Origin of the sequence: Actinoplanes sp. NPDC051851 (assembly GCF_040681165.1) — a bacterium.
Classification (GTDB): Bacteria; Actinomycetota; Actinomycetes; order Mycobacteriales; family Micromonosporaceae; genus Actinoplanes.
In genome coordinates this window covers 280,016-295,875 of the sequence record NZ_JBFAYF010000002.1, presented here as the reverse complement: position 1 = coordinate 295,875, position 15,860 = coordinate 280,016, and the positions used below count along the sequence as shown (strand labels likewise).

Sequence of the window (15,860 nt, the reverse complement as noted above, 5' to 3'; positions counted from 1 at the left end):
GCGTACTGCACGCTTACCGGCGGAATGCGTTTTTCAGGCTAAATCCCCCGCGAAACCCAGACAGTGAAGGTCTTCACTGACGAGTTCGCCCAGCGGGCACCGGACGGCAACCTTCCGGACGTCCGGGACTGATGGCCTGGGGCTTCACGTCGGACACATATCGGAGTGCGCATCCATGAATGCATTGCGTTCCACGCGCCGGCGGGTGGCCCTGGCTGCCGCCGCCGTCGCGGTCGTCGCCGTACCGTCGGTCGCCGTAGCCGGTGACGCGCACCAGGACCGGACCCGGGCCGCCGCGCAGGCGATCAAGGGCGGATCGGCCCGCAACGTCATCCTGCTGATCGGGGACGGCATGGGCGACAGCGAGATCACCATCGCCCGCAACTACCAGGTCGGCGCGAACGGCCGCCTGGCGATGGACACCCTGCCACTGACCGGCGCGTACACCACGTACGCGGTCCAGCAGGACGACCCATCGAAGCCGGAGTACGTGACCGACTCGGCCGCCTCCGGGACCGGCTGGGCGACCGGCAACAAGACCTACAACGGCGCGATCTCGGTACTGCCCAGCGGGAAGTCCGTGCCGACCATCCTGGAGCTGGCGAAGAAGGCCGGCTACCGGACCGGCGACGTCACCACCGCCGAACTGCAGGACGCCACGCCGGCCGTGCTCGGCTCGCACGTGGTCTCGCGCAACTGCAAGGGCCCGCAGTCGATGACCGACTGCGCCGTGAACGACAAGGTGAACGGCGGCGCCGGCTCGATCGCCGAGCAGCTCGTGCAGACGAGGCCGGACGTGCTGCTCGGCGGCGGTGCGCAGTACTTCGACCAGACCGTGCAGGCCGGCGCGTACGCCGGGAAGACCGTGACCGACCAGGCGAAGGCGGCCGGCTACCAGGTCGTCACCGACGCCGCTGGTCTCGGCGCGGCGTCGGCGAGCAAGCCGATCCTGGGCGTGTTCGCCAAGAACAACATGGATCTGGAGTGGGTCGGCCCGACCCCGGCGAAGACCGGCACCACCGCGGCGAAGTGCGCCACCAATGCCGCGCGGACCGCCACCCAGCCGCACCTGGTGGAGATGGCGACCAAGGCGCTCGACGTGCTGGACAAGCAGACGAAGCACTCCAAGAAGGGCTTCTTCCTGCAGATCGAGGGCGCGTCGATCGACAAGCAGGACCACGCGGCCAACCCGTGCGGCCAGATCGGTGAGACCGTCGCGTTCGACGCCGCCGTGAAGAAGGCGCTCGCCTACCAGAAGTCGCACCCGGACACCCTGGTGGTGGTCACCGCCGACCACGGCCACACCAGCCAGATCGTGGAGACCACCACGCTCGGCTACACCGCCACGCTGATCACCGCCGACGACGCGGAGATGACCATCAGCTACGCGACCGCCGACATCACCGGCTCCCAGCAGCACACCGGCACCGAGGTCCGGATCGCCGCGGGCGGCCCGCAGGCCGCCAACGTCCTCGGCGTCACCAACCAGACCGACCTCTTCTACACCATGAAGCGCGCCCTGGCGATCAGGTAGCCCTACAGGATGCCGTGCCGCATCGCCGTGGTCACCGCGGCGGTGCGGTCGGCGACGTCCAGCTTGTTGAAGACCCGGAGCAGGTGCGTCTTCACGGTGGCCTCCGAGATGAAGAGGCGCTTGCCGATGTCGGCGTTGGTCAGGCCGGACGCGACCAGCGTGAGGACCTCGGTCTCGCGGGCCGAGAGCGACGGCGGTGCGGGCGCCCGCACCTGCCGGACCAGGGTCGAGGCGACGCTCGGGGCGAGCACGGTCTCGCCCCGGGCGGCGGCGCGCACCGCGTCGGCAAGCTCGGCCGGGGTGGCGTCCTTGAGCAGGTAGCCGCTGGCCCCGGCCTCGATGGCGCGCAGGATGTCCCGGTCGGACTCGTACGTGGTCAGCACCATCACCCGGATGCCGGGGTCGGCCGCGAGGATCCGGCCGGTCGCCTCGACGCCGTCGCCGCCGGGCATCCGGAGGTCCATCAGGACGATGTCGGGGCGCTCGGCGAGCGCGACCTCGACGCCCTCGGCGCCGGAGGAGGCCTCGCCGACCACGGTCAGGTCGGGCTCGGCGTCGAGCATGCCCTTGAGGCCCATCCGGACCACCGGGTGGTCGTCGACCAGCAGGATCCGGATCACAGGGGTACCTCCAGCTCGATCGTGGTCCCGGTGTCCGGGTCGCTGTGCACGGTCAGGGCGCCGCCCACCTGCTCGGCCCGGGACCGCATGCCGGGCAGGCCGAAACCGCCGGTCAGGCCTGCGTCGAAGCCACGGCCGTCGTCGCGGACCACGATCCGGACCGACTCCGGCGCGTACGCGAGCAGCACCGCGACCTCGTTCGCCGCCGCGTGCCGGCGGACGTTCGTCAGGGCCTCCTGGGTGGCGCGCAACAGCACCACCTCGACCGCGGTCGGCAGGTCACGCGGGGCGCCGGTGGTGCGGAAGGACGCGGGGACACCGGTCTCCTCGGCGAAGCGGGAGGCTTGCCGCCGTACCGAATCAAGCAATCCGGAGGCGAGCGCGGCGGGTGAGAGGGCCGCCACGATCGCGCGGCTCTCGGCCAGATTCTCCTTCGCGGTGCGGACCGCGAGCGCCAGGCGCTCGTCGCGCAACTCCGGATCGGCGGCCTGGACCAGCGTGATGATGCTGGTGAAGCCCTGGGCGAGGGTGTCGTGGATCTCGCCGGCCAGCCGGGTCCGCTCGGCCGCGACGCCCGCCTCGTGGGAGAGCCGGGCCACCTCGGCACGGCTCGCCGAGAGCTCCTCGATCAGCCGGGCCCGCTCGTTGCTCTGCTCGATCACCCGGATGATCCAGAGGCCGAACCAGACGCCGGCAGCCGCGGAGATGCCGGAGATGATCAGGTCGCCGGCGACCGGGCGGCCGGTGAGCAGGTCGACCGCCGACGGCACCAGGTTGATCAGGATCACCAGGCCGATCGCGACCCGTACCGGCGCCATCTGGAAGATGATCGGGATCAGCGCGAAGAGCAGCCAGTTCGTCAGCGGCTCGGCGGTGAGCGCGACAGCGAAGAGCACCATGTGCACGATCAGCACGCTCACCGACACGGCGTCCTCGGTGTTGCGCCGGATCAGCGAGCGCCCGATCACCCCGTGCAGGAGCACCATCCCGGCGATCGCGCCCAGCGCCGTCCAGCGGCGGGGCACGGTGTCGCCGGAGATGAGGACCGCGACCGCGATGGCGGCCGCGATCACCGCGAAGTAGACGTCCCAGAACCGGGCGAGCGGACTGTGGACCTCGGTGGGATCGGTCATCGGTCCCGGTCGCTCCACCGGAAGGTCGTCAGGCACAGGACCAATCCGATCACACACCACGCGCCGAGCACCAAGGCCACCCTGCCGAGCTCCCACTGGCCGGCCGCCTCCAGGGACTTCATCGAGTCCGGCAGGAAGACGTACCGGAAGCCCTGGGCCATCCACTTGACCGGGAAGCACGACGCGACGGTGACCAGCCAGGAGGGCAGCTGGGTGATCGGGTGGATGAAGACGCCGGAGATGAACTGGAGGACCACCACCGGCACGTTCAGGATGGTGCCCGCGCTGGCCGCGTGCCGGACCAGGCCGCTGACCGCCACGCCGAGCAGCGAGCAGGCGACCACCGCGAGCGCGAAGAGCCAGGCGAAGGTGAGCCAGTGGGTCGCGTCCGGCACCGGCATGTCGAAGAGCAGCACGCCGACCAGGATCAGCACGGCCGCCTCGGCGAGGCTCAACACCAGGACCAGAAGGACCTTCCCACCCAGGTACGCCGCGGCGGGCAGCGGAGTCCCGCGCAGCCGCTTCAGGGTGCCGTCCTCCCGGTCGGTCGCGAGGCCCGCGCCCATCGTCACGAAGCCGGTGGTGAGGATGCCGTACGCGAGCATGCTGGCCGCGTAGACCTGGCTGGCGCTCACCCCGGCCTGGTCGTAGGAGTCGCCGAAGATGGTCCCGAAGAGCAGCAGGAGGATCGCCGGGAAGAGGAACGTGAAGATCACCGCGGTACGGTCCCGGAAGAACTGCAGGACCTCGACGCGGCCACGGCTCAGGCTCAGGGCGGTCATCGCTGTGCTCCGATCAGGGTCAGGTAGGTGTCCTCCAGGGTCGGCCGGGTGATCGTCAGGGTGCTCAGGTCCGCCCCGTCGGCGACCAGCTTGCGGACCAGGTCGCTCGGGTCCTCGACCCGCTCGGTGCGGTACCCGCCCTCCTCCCGCCAGCTGACCTTCGCGCCCGCCGCGGCCCGCCCGCCGAGCGTGGCCGGGGTGCCCTCGGCGACGATCTCGCCGCCGGCCAGCACCGCGAGCCGGTCCGCGAGGGCCTCGGCCTCGTCCAGGTAGTGGGTGGTCAGCAGGATCGTGGTGCCCTCGCCGGCCAGGGTGCGGATCAGGTCCCAGAACTGCCGGCGCGCCTCCGGGTCGAAGCCGGTGGTCGGCTCGTCGAGGAAGAGCAGCTCGGGACGGCCGACGATGCCGAGCGCCACGTCGACGCGGCGCCGCTGGCCGCCGGAGAGCGTACGAATCCTGCTGTCCTTCTTGGCCGCGAGGCCGACCAGCTCGATCACCTCGCCGGCGGGCCGCGGCGCCGGGTAGAAGCCGGCGACGTGCCGGACCATCTCGGCGACGGTCAGGTCGGCGGCGTCCGCGGCGTCCTGCAGCACGATGCCGATCCGGGTGCGCCACTCCCGCCCGGCCTTCCCCGGGTCCTCGCCGAGCACCCGGACGTCCCCGGCGTCCCGGCGCCGGTGGCCCTCCAGGATCTCGACCGTGGTGGTCTTGCCCGCGCCGTTCGGCCCGAGCAGCGCGAAGATCTCGCCGCGGGCGACGCTGAGGTCGACACCGCGGACGGCCTCGCGCCCTTGGTATGTCTTGCGAAGTCCGGTCACCTCGATGGCTTGCATACCGTCGATCGTGCCGAGTTCCGGAGAAAACCGGGACGACCGTGCGGCCGTCAACCTCTGTCCACCGATCGGTGGATGTTTTTTAAAAAGATCATTCCCAGCGGAAGTTACGGGCGGCCGCGGTCAGCCAGACCACCGCCCAGAGCGCCAGGCTCAGCCAGATCGAGAACGGGACGTGCTGTCCGTAGAGGAGCGTGTCGCGCAGCGCCTCGGCGTGCGCGGCGAGCGGCAGCAGGAACCAGCCGGCCGTGCCCAGGTCCGGCGCGGCGAACATGATCCCGCCGACCGAGAGCATCAGCACGTAGATCAGCGTCGCGGCGCCGGTCGTGGTCTCCGGCTTGAGCACGCTGGCCAGCAGCAGGGCCAGGCCGCTGTAGCCGGCCGCGGCGAGCACGGTCACCCCGGCGGCGGGGAGCAGCATGTCCAGGTGCGGGCGCCAGCCGACCGCGACGCCGACCGCGGCGAGCACCAGGATCTGCACGACGATCTGGGCCAGCACCGCGGCGGTCTTGGCGAGCAGCAGGCCGGGGCGGGTCAGCGGGGAGGCGCCGAGGCGCTTGAGGACGCCGTAGCTGCGTTCATAGCCGGTGGTGATCGCCTGGCCGGTGAAGGCCGACGACATCACGGTGAGCGCGAGGACACCGGGGACCACGAAGCCGAGGCGGTCGTCGGTGGGCAGGTTGGTGACCTCCGTCAGGCCCGCGCCGAGCAGCACCAGCAGCGGGACACCCATCGCCAGCACCACGGCCTCACCGCGGCGGGCGGTCAGCAGCAGCTCCATCCGGATCTGCTTGCCGATGATGGTGCGCATCGGGGCCCGGCCGGGCGCCGGGGCGAAGGTTCCGGCGCTCACTGCGCGGCTCCAACCGTGGTGTTCTGCGTGGTCAGGGAGAGGTAGACGTCTTCCAGCGTGCGCCGGCGGCTGCTCACCGCGGTGACGTGCGCGTCCGCGCTCGCGAAGCAGGCGAGGACGTCGGCGAGCGACCGGGTGTCCAGGGAGCCGGTGACCGCGTACTCCCCCGGGGAGGTCTCGACGACCCGGTGGTCCTTGAAGAAGGCGAGGTCGAGGCCGGGATCGGCGCGGACCTCCAGGGATTCGATGCCGGCCGCGGCGGTCAGCTCGGCCGGGGTGCCGGTCGCGGCGACCCGCCCGCTCCGCATGATCACCACGTCGTCGGCGAGGCGCTCGGCCTCGTCCAGCAGGTGCGTGGTGAGCAGCACCGAGACGCCGTCGGCGCGCAGCTCCTCGATCAGCTGCCAGGTGGTGTGCCGGGCCTCGGTGTCCATCCCGGCGGTCGGCTCGTCCAGGAAGACCAGCTCGGGGCGGCCGACCAGGGCCACCGCCAGGCTCAGCCGCTGCTGCTCGCCGCCGGAGAGCCGCCGGAACCGGGTCCGCTCCACCTTCCGCAGGCCGAGCCGGTCCAGCAGCATCTCGGTGTCGAGCGGGTTCGCCGCGAACGAGGCGAAGAGCCGGAGGATCTCCCCCGCGGCGGCCCACGGGTAGACGCCGCCGGACTGCAGCATGATCCCCAGCCGGGGCATCAGCGCGTCGTGGTCGGCGACCGGGTCCAGCCCGAGGATCCGCACGGAGCCACCGTCCGGTTTACGGAAACCCTCGCAGACCTGCAGCAGGCTGGTCTTACCGGCGCCGTTGTGGCCGAGCAGGGCGAGCACCCGCCCGCGCGGCGCCGTGAGGGACACCCCCTCGACGGCCGTCGTGTCGCCGTAGCGCACCACGACGTCTTCCACCTCGACCGCGGCCACGTCGCCACCCACCATGAGATCCGCCCATCCGATCCGCGCCTCCGGCCACCATACGGCGGCGTCCCGGCGCGGCGGTCGCGGCGGTCGCCTCGATGGCTTCGCTCACCCCGGATAGGGTTCCGTCATGGCCGGCGTCGTGGAGATCTACACGGATGGGTCGTGCGCGCCCAACCCCGGGCCGGGCGGCTGGGGCGCGGTGCTGCGCTACGGCAGCCGGGAGAAGGATCTCTGCGGTGGCGAGGCCGGCACGACCACGAACAACCGGATGGAGCTGATGGCGCCGATCCGGGCGCTGGAGACGCTGAACCGGGCGCCGCTGGTCGTCGATCTCTACACGGACAGCGTCTATGTGCGGGACGGGATCACCAAGTGGATGCCGCGCTGGCGGGCCAACGGGTGGCAGACCTCGTCCCGGCAGCCGGTCAAGAACGTCGACCTCTGGACGCGTCTCGACGAGGCGGTCCGCCGGCACGAGGTGCGGTGGCACTGGGTGAAGGGGCACGCCGGCCACCCGGAGAACGAGCGTGCCGACCGGCTGGCCGCCCAGGGTCTGCGTGAGGCGGTCAGCGCACGAACCGCGACGCCGCGGTGACCAGGGCGGCCTGCAGGGCGGTGTCGTCGCGGGCGGCCGACCACGCGGTGAGCGCCTGGTTGACCGCGGACTGCCAGCCCTGGGAGCAGGCGGAACCGTGTGCGCAGGACGGGACCTGGGTCGCGGACTTCCAGTCGGCCATCGCGGACTGCTGGTAGAGGGAGAGGCCCGCGGCCGAGACGTCGGTGCGCGCCGGGATGGAGCCCTTCGCCGCGTTGAAGGCGCGCTGGCCCTCCGGTGAGGCGACCGTGCGGAGCCAGCACCGGGTGCCGTCCGGGTTCGGGGCGCCGGTCGCCAGCGTGAACGAGTCGGCCAGCCACTGGAACGTCGCGCCGTTGCCGGGGAAGGTGAACCACGAGTAGCCGGTGAAGCCCTTCGCGGTCAGGTCGGCGGCCTCCCAGTCGCCCATCACCTGGTAGCCGGCCTTGCCGTCGATCAGCAGGCGCTCGGCCTGCGGCCAGTCCAGCGCGTCCCGGTCGGCGTTGCCGTAGGCGACCAGCCTGCCGAAGTCCGCGATCGCCGCGGCGACGTCGGCGCCGGACCACGGCGTGGCGCCGGTGAACAGGCCGGCGAACCGCTGCGCGCCGAGATCGCTGATCAGCACCGCCTCCAGGACCATCAGCTGGGTCCAGTCCCGGCCGAGCGCGAGCGGCGCCTCGACCCCGGCGGCCTTCAGCGTCGCCAGGTCGGCCAGGAAGGCCGGGAGGTCGCGGGGCACGCCGCTCACCCCGGCCCGTTTCAGCACCGCCGGGTTGGCCCAGACCACGTTGGCCCGGTGCACGTTCGCCGGCACCGAATAGATCTTGCCGTTGACCGTGAGATCGTCGATCAGGCCGGTGGGGAACGCCTGCCGCAGGCCCCAGGAATCGTATGCGGACGTCAGATCCTGGACCTGACCGGCGTCGATGTAGTCGAGCAGTTCGGCGCCGGCGTGTGCCTGGAACGTGTCCGGCGGGTCCTTGCGGGTCATCCGGCCGGTGAGCTCCTGCTTGGCGTTGACGCCCGCGCCGCCGGCCACCGCGCCGTTCTCGAAGCGCTGACCGGCGCAGTCCTGCCCGAACCGGTCGATCAGGGCGTCCAGGCCCGCCTTCTCACCGCCCTCGGCCCACCAGGTGAAGACCTCGACGGTGTCGGGGGCGGCCGGACGTCGCTCGTCGCCCGACCCGCAGGCCGAAACGGTCAGCAACGCGGCGACGGCGAGAACGGCCACCATGCGCATGGCGCCCAGACTATTACCGAACGGTGGAAAGTGCCGGTAGGTCACGGCAAGCGCGAAACGGCCCGAAAACCATGATCAGGCCGGCGAGCGCATAGGTCACGGTCATTGCCGCTATCGCGGTTCTGTTCCCGTACGCCCCGGCGAGCACTCCGCCGAGCAACGCGCCGACCGGGATCGCCCCGAAGTTGACGAACTGCATCGCGGTGAGCACCCGGCCGAGCAGCTCGGCGGGGACGTAGGACTGCCGGAAACTGCCGGCGATCACGTTGCCGATCACCACGAAGAAGCTGACCAGGAGGTAACCGGTGACGAAGAGGATCAGGCCGGGGCCACGGGTCGTGAGAGGAAGCAGCAGGGCCGAGATCCCCGCGGCGATCTTGCACCAGACCATGGTGCGGGCGGCGCCGCAACGGCGTACCAGAAAAGGAGCGGAAGCGGCGGCAGCCAGGCCGCCCACCCCCGCGGCGGAGAGGAGGAGCCCCACCGTGCCGGACCCGACGCCGACGTCGCGGACCAGGAAGACCACGGTGAGCGCGCCGTAGCCGTTGAGCGCGAGATTGCAGATCGCGCCGTGCAGGGCGAGCGAGCGCAGGTACGGGTCGCGGGCCAGCCAGCGGATACCGGCGGCGATCTCGGCACGCAGGTCCCGCCGGGCCGCGCGGGCGGCCACCCGGGGCTCGGGGCGGCGGATCAGCGCGAGGCCGAGCAGCGAGGCGGCGAAGCTCGCCGCGTCGATCGCCAGACCGGTGACCGCGCCGACGGCGGTGGCGAGCGCCCCGGCCAGCGCGGGACCGGCGATCTGACCGGCCGACTCGCTGCCGGAGACCAGCGCGTTGAGCCGGACCAGCCGATCCGGCGCGAACATCGCCGACAGGTAGCCGGTGTAGGCGACCGAGAAGAAGACCGAGGCGACGCCGGTGAGCAGGGCGACCAGCAGCAGGTGGGCGACGGTGAGACGGCCGAGCCCGGCGGCGATCGAGACGCTCGCCACGAGCAGGGCGCTCGCGGCGTCGCAGGCGAGCATCACCGGGCGCTTGGCGACGCGGTCGACCCAGGCGCCGGCGGGCAGGCCGATCAGCAGCCACGGCAGCCAGGCGGCGGCGGTCAGCAGGCTCACCGTGAGGCTGCTCGCGTCGAGCACCTGGACGGCGATCAGCGGGGTGACCACGGCGGCGACCGAGCTGCCCAGCCGGCTGATCGTCAGTGCGGTCCAGAGCTTGCCGAATTCCCCGGTCACGGCCGCGCCGGGAAGCCGCGGCCCAGGACGAAGACCGGCTCGCGGTCGGGGGTGTCGGGGCGGCCCCGATAGCGGCTGATCAACGCGTTGATCTCGTCGCCCAGCTCGGCCAGCTCGGCCGGGGTCAGTCGCAGCCAGACATCGGTGGTGAAGGCGCTGGGGCCCCAGGGCTCCGCGCGCGACGCGGGGCTGCCCAGCCAGGTGTTGATCAGGTCGAGCTGGCGCTGCAGGCCGATCGCGGCGGCGGCGTCGGCGGCCTCCGGTGAGAAATCCGCCGCGCTCCAGGAGATCCGCGGGTCGCTCATCCGCCACCAGTGCTCCTTGCGGTTGCGGGCGAGCTCGGGCGCCTCCTCGATCAGCCCGGCGTCGGCGAGGACCCGCAGGTGGTGACTGACGTTGGCGACCGCCTGACCGGTGACTTTGGCCAGCGCGCTCGGCATCGACGGGCCGTCGACCCGGAGCGTGTCGAGCAGGCGGCGGCGGAGCGGATGGGCGACCGCGCGGAGGGCGGCCTCGTCCTTGAGTTCTGCCATGCGCTCCAGCATGGATGGTAAAGAGTTCTTGCGCAACAGCTATTTACTTTAGGTACGGCTTTGTTGACAAGATCGTCCACACGGCACTTATCCAGGACATAGCTACCCGACAGTAGGTGCATAAGAGTCGATGGTCTTCTCTGCCGGTCACACAGATCCACTCAGGAGGGCGGCACACCCTTGACCGAGCAGCACATGGACAACGCGGCATTCGTCCGCGAGGTCCACGACAAGGGGCTCGCATTCGACCTCGGCACCATGAGCCGTCGCCGGATGCTGGCCGTGGTCGGCGGCACCAGCGCGGTCGTGGCCGCCGGTGCGCTGATCGGCACCAGCGGACCGGCGATCGCGGCGCTCGAGGAGATCGAGTCCGAGACGGCCGGACCGTACCCGGCGGACGGCTCCAACGGGATCGACGTACGCACCGAGGACGGCATCGTCCGCAGTGACATCCGGTCGTCGTTCGGCACCTCGACGACCACCGCCGAGGGCGTCCCGTTCGAGTTCTCGATCACCGTCGTCGACCTGGACGGCACGGCGCTGACCGGCGCGGCCGTCTACGCCTGGCACTGCGACCGGGACGGCAACTACTCGCTCTACTCGGACGGCATCACCGACGAGAACTACCTGCGCGGCATCCAGGAGACCGACGACTCCGGGACCGTCACCTTCACCAGCATCTTCCCGGCCTGCTACTCCGGTCGCTGGCCGCACATCCACTTCGAGGTCTACTCCTCGCTGGCGAACGCGACCAGCGGCGACGGGCCGATCATCAAGACGTCCCAGATCGCGATCCCGGAGGAGGTCGCCGACACGGTCTACGCCACCGACGGCTACAGCCAGAGCGTGACCAACCTCAGCCAGATCACCATCGCCACCGACAACGTGTTCAGCGACGACTCGGCCGCACGCGAGATGGCCACCGTCACGGGCAGCGTGGCCGCGGGCTACGTCGCCACCCTGACCGCCGCGGTCGACCCGTCCGGCACCGAGGAGAGCGGTGGGGCCGCCCCCTCCGGCGGGCCGAGCGGCGAGCCGCCGTCCGGCAGCCCCTCGCCCGTCCCGTCCGACTCGGCATCGGCATCGGCATCGGCCAGCGCCTCCGCGTCGGCCACCGCCACGGCCACGGCCAGCGCCTCGGCCGGCTCGGCCGCGGCGTCGCAGCCGCACCTCGCCGCCAAGAAGCACGAGAAGAAGCACCGCCACTGGTGGTGGCCCTTCTCCTGGTGACCGGCGGGTAGACGTGGGGGCCTCCCCCAGAGGCCCCCACGTCGCCCCTCAGACCTCGGTCGTCAGCTCGTAGACCTGGGTCGTCGGGTGGCCGGCGCGCTCGTGCACGCGCATCACGGCCTCCTTGCTCGGGCCGGTGCTCAGGCAGAACACCTTGCCGGCCTCCGGGTCGAGCCAGGCGCGCTCGAAGTGCACACCCTCCTCGCCCTCGATCTTCAGGTCCGCGTCGTGCGCCGCGTTGAGCTGCTCCGCGGTGACGCCGTAGAACCCGTCGTGCACGTCCATGAACTTCGCCATCGAACCTCTCCCCTTCCACGGGTGTGCTGTGTCGCCTGCTCAGCGTCCCGCGCCGGAGTCGGTCGTACATCGGTCTTAACACCTAGGAAGCCCGATCGGACCTCCTACAGTCACGGCATGTCCCTGCGCAGCCCGGTCCTGATCGGACGCGGTGACCTGCTCGCCCTCGCCGGGCGGCGCCTCGACGAGGCCGCGGAGAGCCGGGGAGGGCTCCTCTTCCTGGCCGGCGAGGCGGGCATCGGAAAGACCCGGCTCCTGTACGAGATCAGCGCGCGGGCCGCCGCCGCCGGATTCACCGTGGTCACCGCGGCCGCCGCACCGGGCGACGCCGAGGTGGCCGCGGGCCTGCTCGCCGACCTCGGCGCCGGGCTGCGCCGCGCGGAGGCGACCGCCGTCCCCGGCGAGCGGATCGGCCGGCGCCTGCGCGAGCCCGCGGGCGACGACCCGGACCGGCAGCGCCGCCTGCTCGTCACCGACCTGGCCGAGCTGGTCGAAGCGGCCGTCACCGGTCCGCTCCTGATCACCTGCGAGGACCTGCACTGGGCCGACGAGCTGAGCCTGGACGTGCTCGCCCGGCTCGGCCGCCGGGCCCGGGAGCTGCCCCTGCTGATCGCCGGGACGTACCGGAGCGACGAGCTCTACCCCCGGGTGCCGATGCGCGCCTGGCGGACCCGGCTGCTCACCCAGCGGTACGCCGAGGAGGTCCGGCTGCCCCGGCTGAACCCGGACGAGACCGCCGACCTGGCCCGCGCGATCACCGGCACCAGCCCGCCCGGCCTACACGCCCGCAGCGACGGCATCCCGCTGCACGTCGAGGAGTTCCTGGCCGCCGCGCGGGGCGTACCGGACACCCTGGCCGACGCCGTGCTGTTCCGCGCCGAGCAGCTCGGCCCGCGGGCGCGGGCGGTGGCCGGGGCGGCCGCGGTGCTCGGGCGCTCGTTCGACCCGCACCTGCTCACCGCGATCGCCGGGGACACCCCGGAACGGATCGACGCGGCGCTGCGCGAGCTGACCGAGCGGTTCTTCGTGCAGCCCGGCGGGGACGGGACGGTGTACGACTTCCGGCACGCGCTGATCCGCGACGCGCTCTACGCCGACCTCACCCCGCACCGGCGCCGGGAGCTGCACGAACGGGCCGCGGAGGCGGCGGCGGGCGCCGGGTTCCCGGCCGCGTTCCTCAGTGATCAGTACGAGCGGGCGCACCGTACGGCGCGGGCGCACGCGTACGCGGAGAAGGCGGCCGCCGAGGCCGTCGCCCTCTCCGCGCACCGGGAGGCGGCCGAGCTCTACCGCCGCGCCGAGCGGACCCTCGACCGCGGCGCGGCACCGGCCGAGCGCGCGACGCTGCTGGCCGCGCTCGCCGCCGAACTGGCCGCCACCGACGACAACGGGGAGGCGGACGCCGCGTACGCCGAGGCGTACCGGATCCGGATCGCGGCCGGGGAGGCGAGCGCGGCGGCGGCCCTGCTGCCCGGCTGGGTCGCGGTCCGGCACCTGCTCGGCGACGACCTGGAACGGCGGACCGCCATGCTCCGGGGCGGGCTGCCGCTCGCCGCCGGGCACCCGGAGATCCGGGCCGGGCTGCACGCGGCGCTGGCGGCGGCGTACATGCTGGACCGCCGGCTGGACGAGGCGCTCGAGGACGGCGCGACGGCCCGCGAGCACGGCCCCGGCTGCGAGCTGGACGCCACGGTCGGCTCTGTGCTGCTCTTCGCCGGGCGGCTCGACGAGGGGCTGACGCTGCTGGAGGGCGCGGTGCGGCAGGCCACCGAGCAGCGCCTGGAGGGTCCGGCGGCACGCGCGTACCGGATGCTCGGGTCGTCCTGCTCGGTGCTGGTCGAGTACGACCGCGCGGAGCGATGGCTGCGGGAGGGGATCGCGTACGCCGACCGGGTGGAACGCTTCAACGACCGCCACTACATGACCGCCCACCTGGCCCACGTGCTCTGGGCGACCGGTGCCCGCGCGGAGGCCGAGACGCAGGCCCGGCTCGCGCTCGCCGACGGCCGCGGCGGCATCACCACCCGGATCACCGCGCTGCACGTGCTCGGCTATCTCGCGCTGGCCCGGGACGCCGCCGAGGCCCGCGCGCTGCTCACCGAGGCCGCCGACCTGGGCACCGGGATGGCCGAGCTGCAGCGCGTCTCGCCGGCCTGGTGGGGCCTGGCCGAGCTGGCCCTCCAGTCCGGGGACACCACCGCGGCCGTCGCGTGGTGCGAGCGGGGATGGGCGGCCTCCGCCCCGGTCTCCGATGCCGCCTACCTCTTCCCGTACGCCGTGACGGGTACCCGAGCGCAACTCTCCGCCAGCGGCCCCACCGCCGCCCGGGAGTGGATCGACCGGCTGGCCGGGCCGCTCACCGCCCGCGCCATCCCGGGCACCCTCGGCGCGCTCGGCCACGCGCGCGGGCTGATCCACCTGGCCGAGGGCCAGACCGGCAAGGCCCGCACCGAACTGGACCGCGCCGCGCGCTTCTGGTCCGCCCGGCGCCGCGTCTGGGAGGGCACCGCCGCCCTGCTCGACCAGGCCCGCTGCGCGCACCGCTCCCGCCGCCCGGCCGAGGCCGCCACGCTGGCAGCCGAGGCCCGCGCGGTCTTCGGCGATCCGCTGCCACCGGGCTGGAGTACGGCGTACCCGCCCCCGCCCCGGTCCACCACGCCGGTGCTCACCGCCCGCGAACTCGAGGTGGCCCGGCTGATCGCCGCCGGCCACACCGATCGGGTGATAGCGGGTCTGCTGACCATCTCACCGCGTACGGTCTCCGCCCACGTCGAGCACATCCGTGCCAAACTCGGGGTGTCGAAGCGTACCCAGATCGCCGGCTGGCTCGTCACCGTTGAGCCGCCCCGCTCATTCCATCGTGGTACGTCAAACGGCCCATAGCTCCCGGTCTATCCCGTTCGTCACAATCGAGGCATGACCGCTCCGGGCAACTCCGCCATCCTGCTCTCCCTGCTCGCCGCGTTCATGCTCTGCCTCGGGTACGCCGCCGGACGCCTGCACGAACGCCGCCAGACCGGCTCGGACCGCGAGGAGGCATACCTCGACGGCTACGACACCGCCGCCCGCCGCGTCTTCAGCATCGCCGCCCGCATAGCCGGCCCGAAGCGCGGCTCCGTCCGCGCCTCCGCCGCCGCTTCCGCCGCTTCCACCTCTCCCGCCGCCGCGCCCTCCACACCCGCCGCGCCCTCCACACCCGCCGCGCCCTCCACACCTGCCGCGCCCCCGCCCGCAGCCCCGGCATCCCTCCCGGCCGACCACTCCCCGGCCAACCCCCACTCCCCGGCCGGCACTCCCGGCATCGTCGTCCCCTCCGGCAGGGGCGGTTCACACCGAGCGGAAACCCCGGCCCCGTCTCCGGCGGCCCCCGAGGAGTTCTTCCCGGTCTTCGTCCCGGCCGGCACCTCCCCGCACTCCGCCCCCGCCCTGCCGGCATCCCCCTCCGCCGCGCTCCCCCCACACCCGGCGCCCGCCCCGGACGTGCCGGCGCCGCCCACCGCGCCGGTCTCACCGGGACTGCCACTCCCCTTCGCGGCCAGGACGGAGAACCTCGGGTTCCCGGCCCCCGCCGCCCCGAGCCTGCCGGGAATCCCGCCACCCGCCGCCTACGGCGGTGTCAGCTACTCCTCCCTCCCCGACCCGCAGTGGTCCACCACTGCACACGCCCCCGAACTCCCCCAGCAGCGCGAATCCCCCCAGCACACCGAGCAGCACGAGCCCGCCCAGCGCACCGAGCAGCACGAGTCCACCCAGCGGACCGGCCGCCACACCGCTCCCGACGAGCTTGTCCAGGCCGCCACGTACCGTCTTCCGCCCGACCGCATCGCCCGCGCCCGCGTCTACGCCGACCCGCCACGCCACCCCGACGACCCGGACAGGACCCGCCCTGTCCCCCGCCCACGCAACACCTGAACTCCACCGGATCTCCGTGTCGCGACGCCGGCCGGGGACGGAGAGCCGGCACTGAGACCCGGAACGGCGAGGGCATTCCGTAGTTGACCGCCGGCCGCCGATCGGCGGCCGGCGGTGCGGCAGGTGACCGCGGGTGGGTCTCGTGGCTGGTTGCCGGCTCGCGCTCGACCAGGC

15 protein-coding genes are annotated in these 15,860 nt (G+C 72.8%); 5 read left to right on the top strand and 10 right to left on the bottom strand.

The genetic code is table 11. The features are described from left to right. Positions 1-175: 175 nt before the first annotated feature. Positions 176-1,534 (top strand): alkaline phosphatase, encoded by a 1,359-nt coding sequence (gene phoA, locus AB0M08_RS03760; protein ID WP_364487839.1) that lies wholly within the window; start codon positions 176-178, stop codon positions 1,532-1,534. A gap of 2 nt (positions 1,535-1,536) precedes the next feature. On the opposite strand, the gene AB0M08_RS03755 is transcribed toward phoA, so the two are convergent. From AB0M08_RS03755 to AB0M08_RS03730, 6 genes are all read right to left on the bottom strand, one after another. Next, positions 1,537-2,154 carry a response regulator transcription factor gene (locus AB0M08_RS03755; RefSeq protein ID WP_364487836.1) on the bottom strand — a complete coding sequence of 206 codons (618 nt, stop codon included), beginning with the start codon at positions 2,152-2,154 and terminating at the stop codon, positions 1,537-1,539. Beyond that, positions 2,151-3,287 (bottom strand): sensor histidine kinase, encoded by a 1,137-nt coding sequence (locus AB0M08_RS03750; protein ID WP_364487833.1) that lies wholly within the window; start codon positions 3,285-3,287, stop codon positions 2,151-2,153. The genes AB0M08_RS03755 and AB0M08_RS03750 overlap by 4 nt, the downstream gene beginning before the upstream one ends. Continuing rightward, positions 3,284-4,069, bottom strand: a complete 786-nt coding sequence (locus AB0M08_RS03745) for an ABC transporter permease (protein WP_364487830.1) — start codon at positions 4,067-4,069, stop codon at positions 3,284-3,286. Before AB0M08_RS03745 ends, AB0M08_RS03750 begins: the two co-directional genes overlap by 4 nt. Then, positions 4,066-4,902, bottom strand: a complete 837-nt coding sequence (locus tag AB0M08_RS03740; protein ID WP_364487827.1) for an ABC transporter ATP-binding protein — start codon at positions 4,900-4,902, stop codon at positions 4,066-4,068. The genes AB0M08_RS03745 and AB0M08_RS03740 overlap by 4 nt, the downstream gene beginning before the upstream one ends. Positions 4,903-4,993: 91 nt before the next feature. Continuing rightward, entirely contained in the window at positions 4,994-5,755 is a 762-nt protein-coding gene (locus AB0M08_RS03735; RefSeq protein ID WP_364487824.1) for an ABC transporter permease, read from the bottom strand. Further along, entirely contained in the window at positions 5,752-6,666 is a 915-nt protein-coding gene (locus tag AB0M08_RS03730; RefSeq protein ID WP_364487821.1) for an ABC transporter ATP-binding protein, read from the bottom strand. Before AB0M08_RS03730 ends, AB0M08_RS03735 begins: the two co-directional genes overlap by 4 nt. 124 nt (positions 6,667-6,790) lie before the next feature. On the opposite strand from AB0M08_RS03730, the gene rnhA reads away from it, so the two are divergent. Continuing rightward, on the top strand, positions 6,791-7,258 hold the full coding sequence (gene rnhA, locus AB0M08_RS03725) for a ribonuclease HI (RefSeq protein WP_364487818.1): 468 nt from the start codon (positions 6,791-6,793) through the stop codon (positions 7,256-7,258). On the opposite strand, the gene AB0M08_RS03720 is transcribed toward rnhA, so the two are convergent. The 3 genes from AB0M08_RS03720 to AB0M08_RS03710 are packed head-to-tail and all read right to left on the bottom strand — an operon-like array spanning position 7,230 to position 10,247. Continuing rightward, positions 7,230-8,477, bottom strand: coding sequence for an ABC transporter substrate-binding protein (locus AB0M08_RS03720; protein ID WP_364487815.1), 1,248 nt, complete (start codon positions 8,475-8,477; stop codon positions 7,230-7,232). The genes rnhA and AB0M08_RS03720 overlap by 29 nt on opposite strands. A gap of 13 nt (positions 8,478-8,490) precedes the next feature. After that, positions 8,491-9,714, bottom strand: coding sequence for an MFS transporter (locus AB0M08_RS03715; RefSeq protein WP_364487812.1), 1,224 nt, complete (start codon positions 9,712-9,714; stop codon positions 8,491-8,493). Continuing rightward, the gene (locus AB0M08_RS03710; RefSeq protein WP_364487809.1) at positions 9,711-10,247 is read right to left on the bottom strand and encodes a helix-turn-helix domain-containing protein; all 537 of its coding nucleotides are present in this window, start codon (positions 10,245-10,247) and stop codon (positions 9,711-9,713) included. The genes AB0M08_RS03715 and AB0M08_RS03710 overlap by 4 nt, the downstream gene beginning before the upstream one ends. A 195-nt stretch (positions 10,248-10,442) precedes the next feature. On the opposite strand from AB0M08_RS03710, the gene AB0M08_RS03705 reads away from it, so the two are divergent. Further along, positions 10,443-11,477: an intradiol ring-cleavage dioxygenase gene (locus AB0M08_RS03705; RefSeq protein ID WP_364487806.1), complete on the top strand. Its 1,035-nt coding sequence runs from the start codon at positions 10,443-10,445 to the stop codon at positions 11,475-11,477. A gap of 48 nt (positions 11,478-11,525) precedes the next feature. Here AB0M08_RS03705 and AB0M08_RS03700 read toward each other — a convergent pair whose 3' ends face one another. Then, the gene (locus AB0M08_RS03700; protein ID WP_364487803.1) at positions 11,526-11,774 is read right to left on the bottom strand and encodes an SCO4226 family nickel-binding protein; all 249 of its coding nucleotides are present in this window, start codon (positions 11,772-11,774) and stop codon (positions 11,526-11,528) included. A 117-nt stretch (positions 11,775-11,891) separates the two neighbouring features. Here AB0M08_RS03700 and AB0M08_RS03695 point away from each other — a divergent pair, with 117 nt between their 5' ends. Both AB0M08_RS03695 and AB0M08_RS03690 read left to right on the top strand, forming a co-directional pair. Next, positions 11,892-14,657 (top strand): AAA family ATPase, encoded by a 2,766-nt coding sequence (locus AB0M08_RS03695; RefSeq protein WP_364487800.1) that lies wholly within the window; start codon positions 11,892-11,894, stop codon positions 14,655-14,657. 33 nt (positions 14,658-14,690) lie between these two features. Then, positions 14,691-15,686: a hypothetical protein gene (locus tag AB0M08_RS03690; RefSeq protein WP_364487797.1), complete on the top strand. Its 996-nt coding sequence runs from the start codon at positions 14,691-14,693 to the stop codon at positions 15,684-15,686. Positions 15,687-15,860 lie beyond the last annotated feature (174 nt).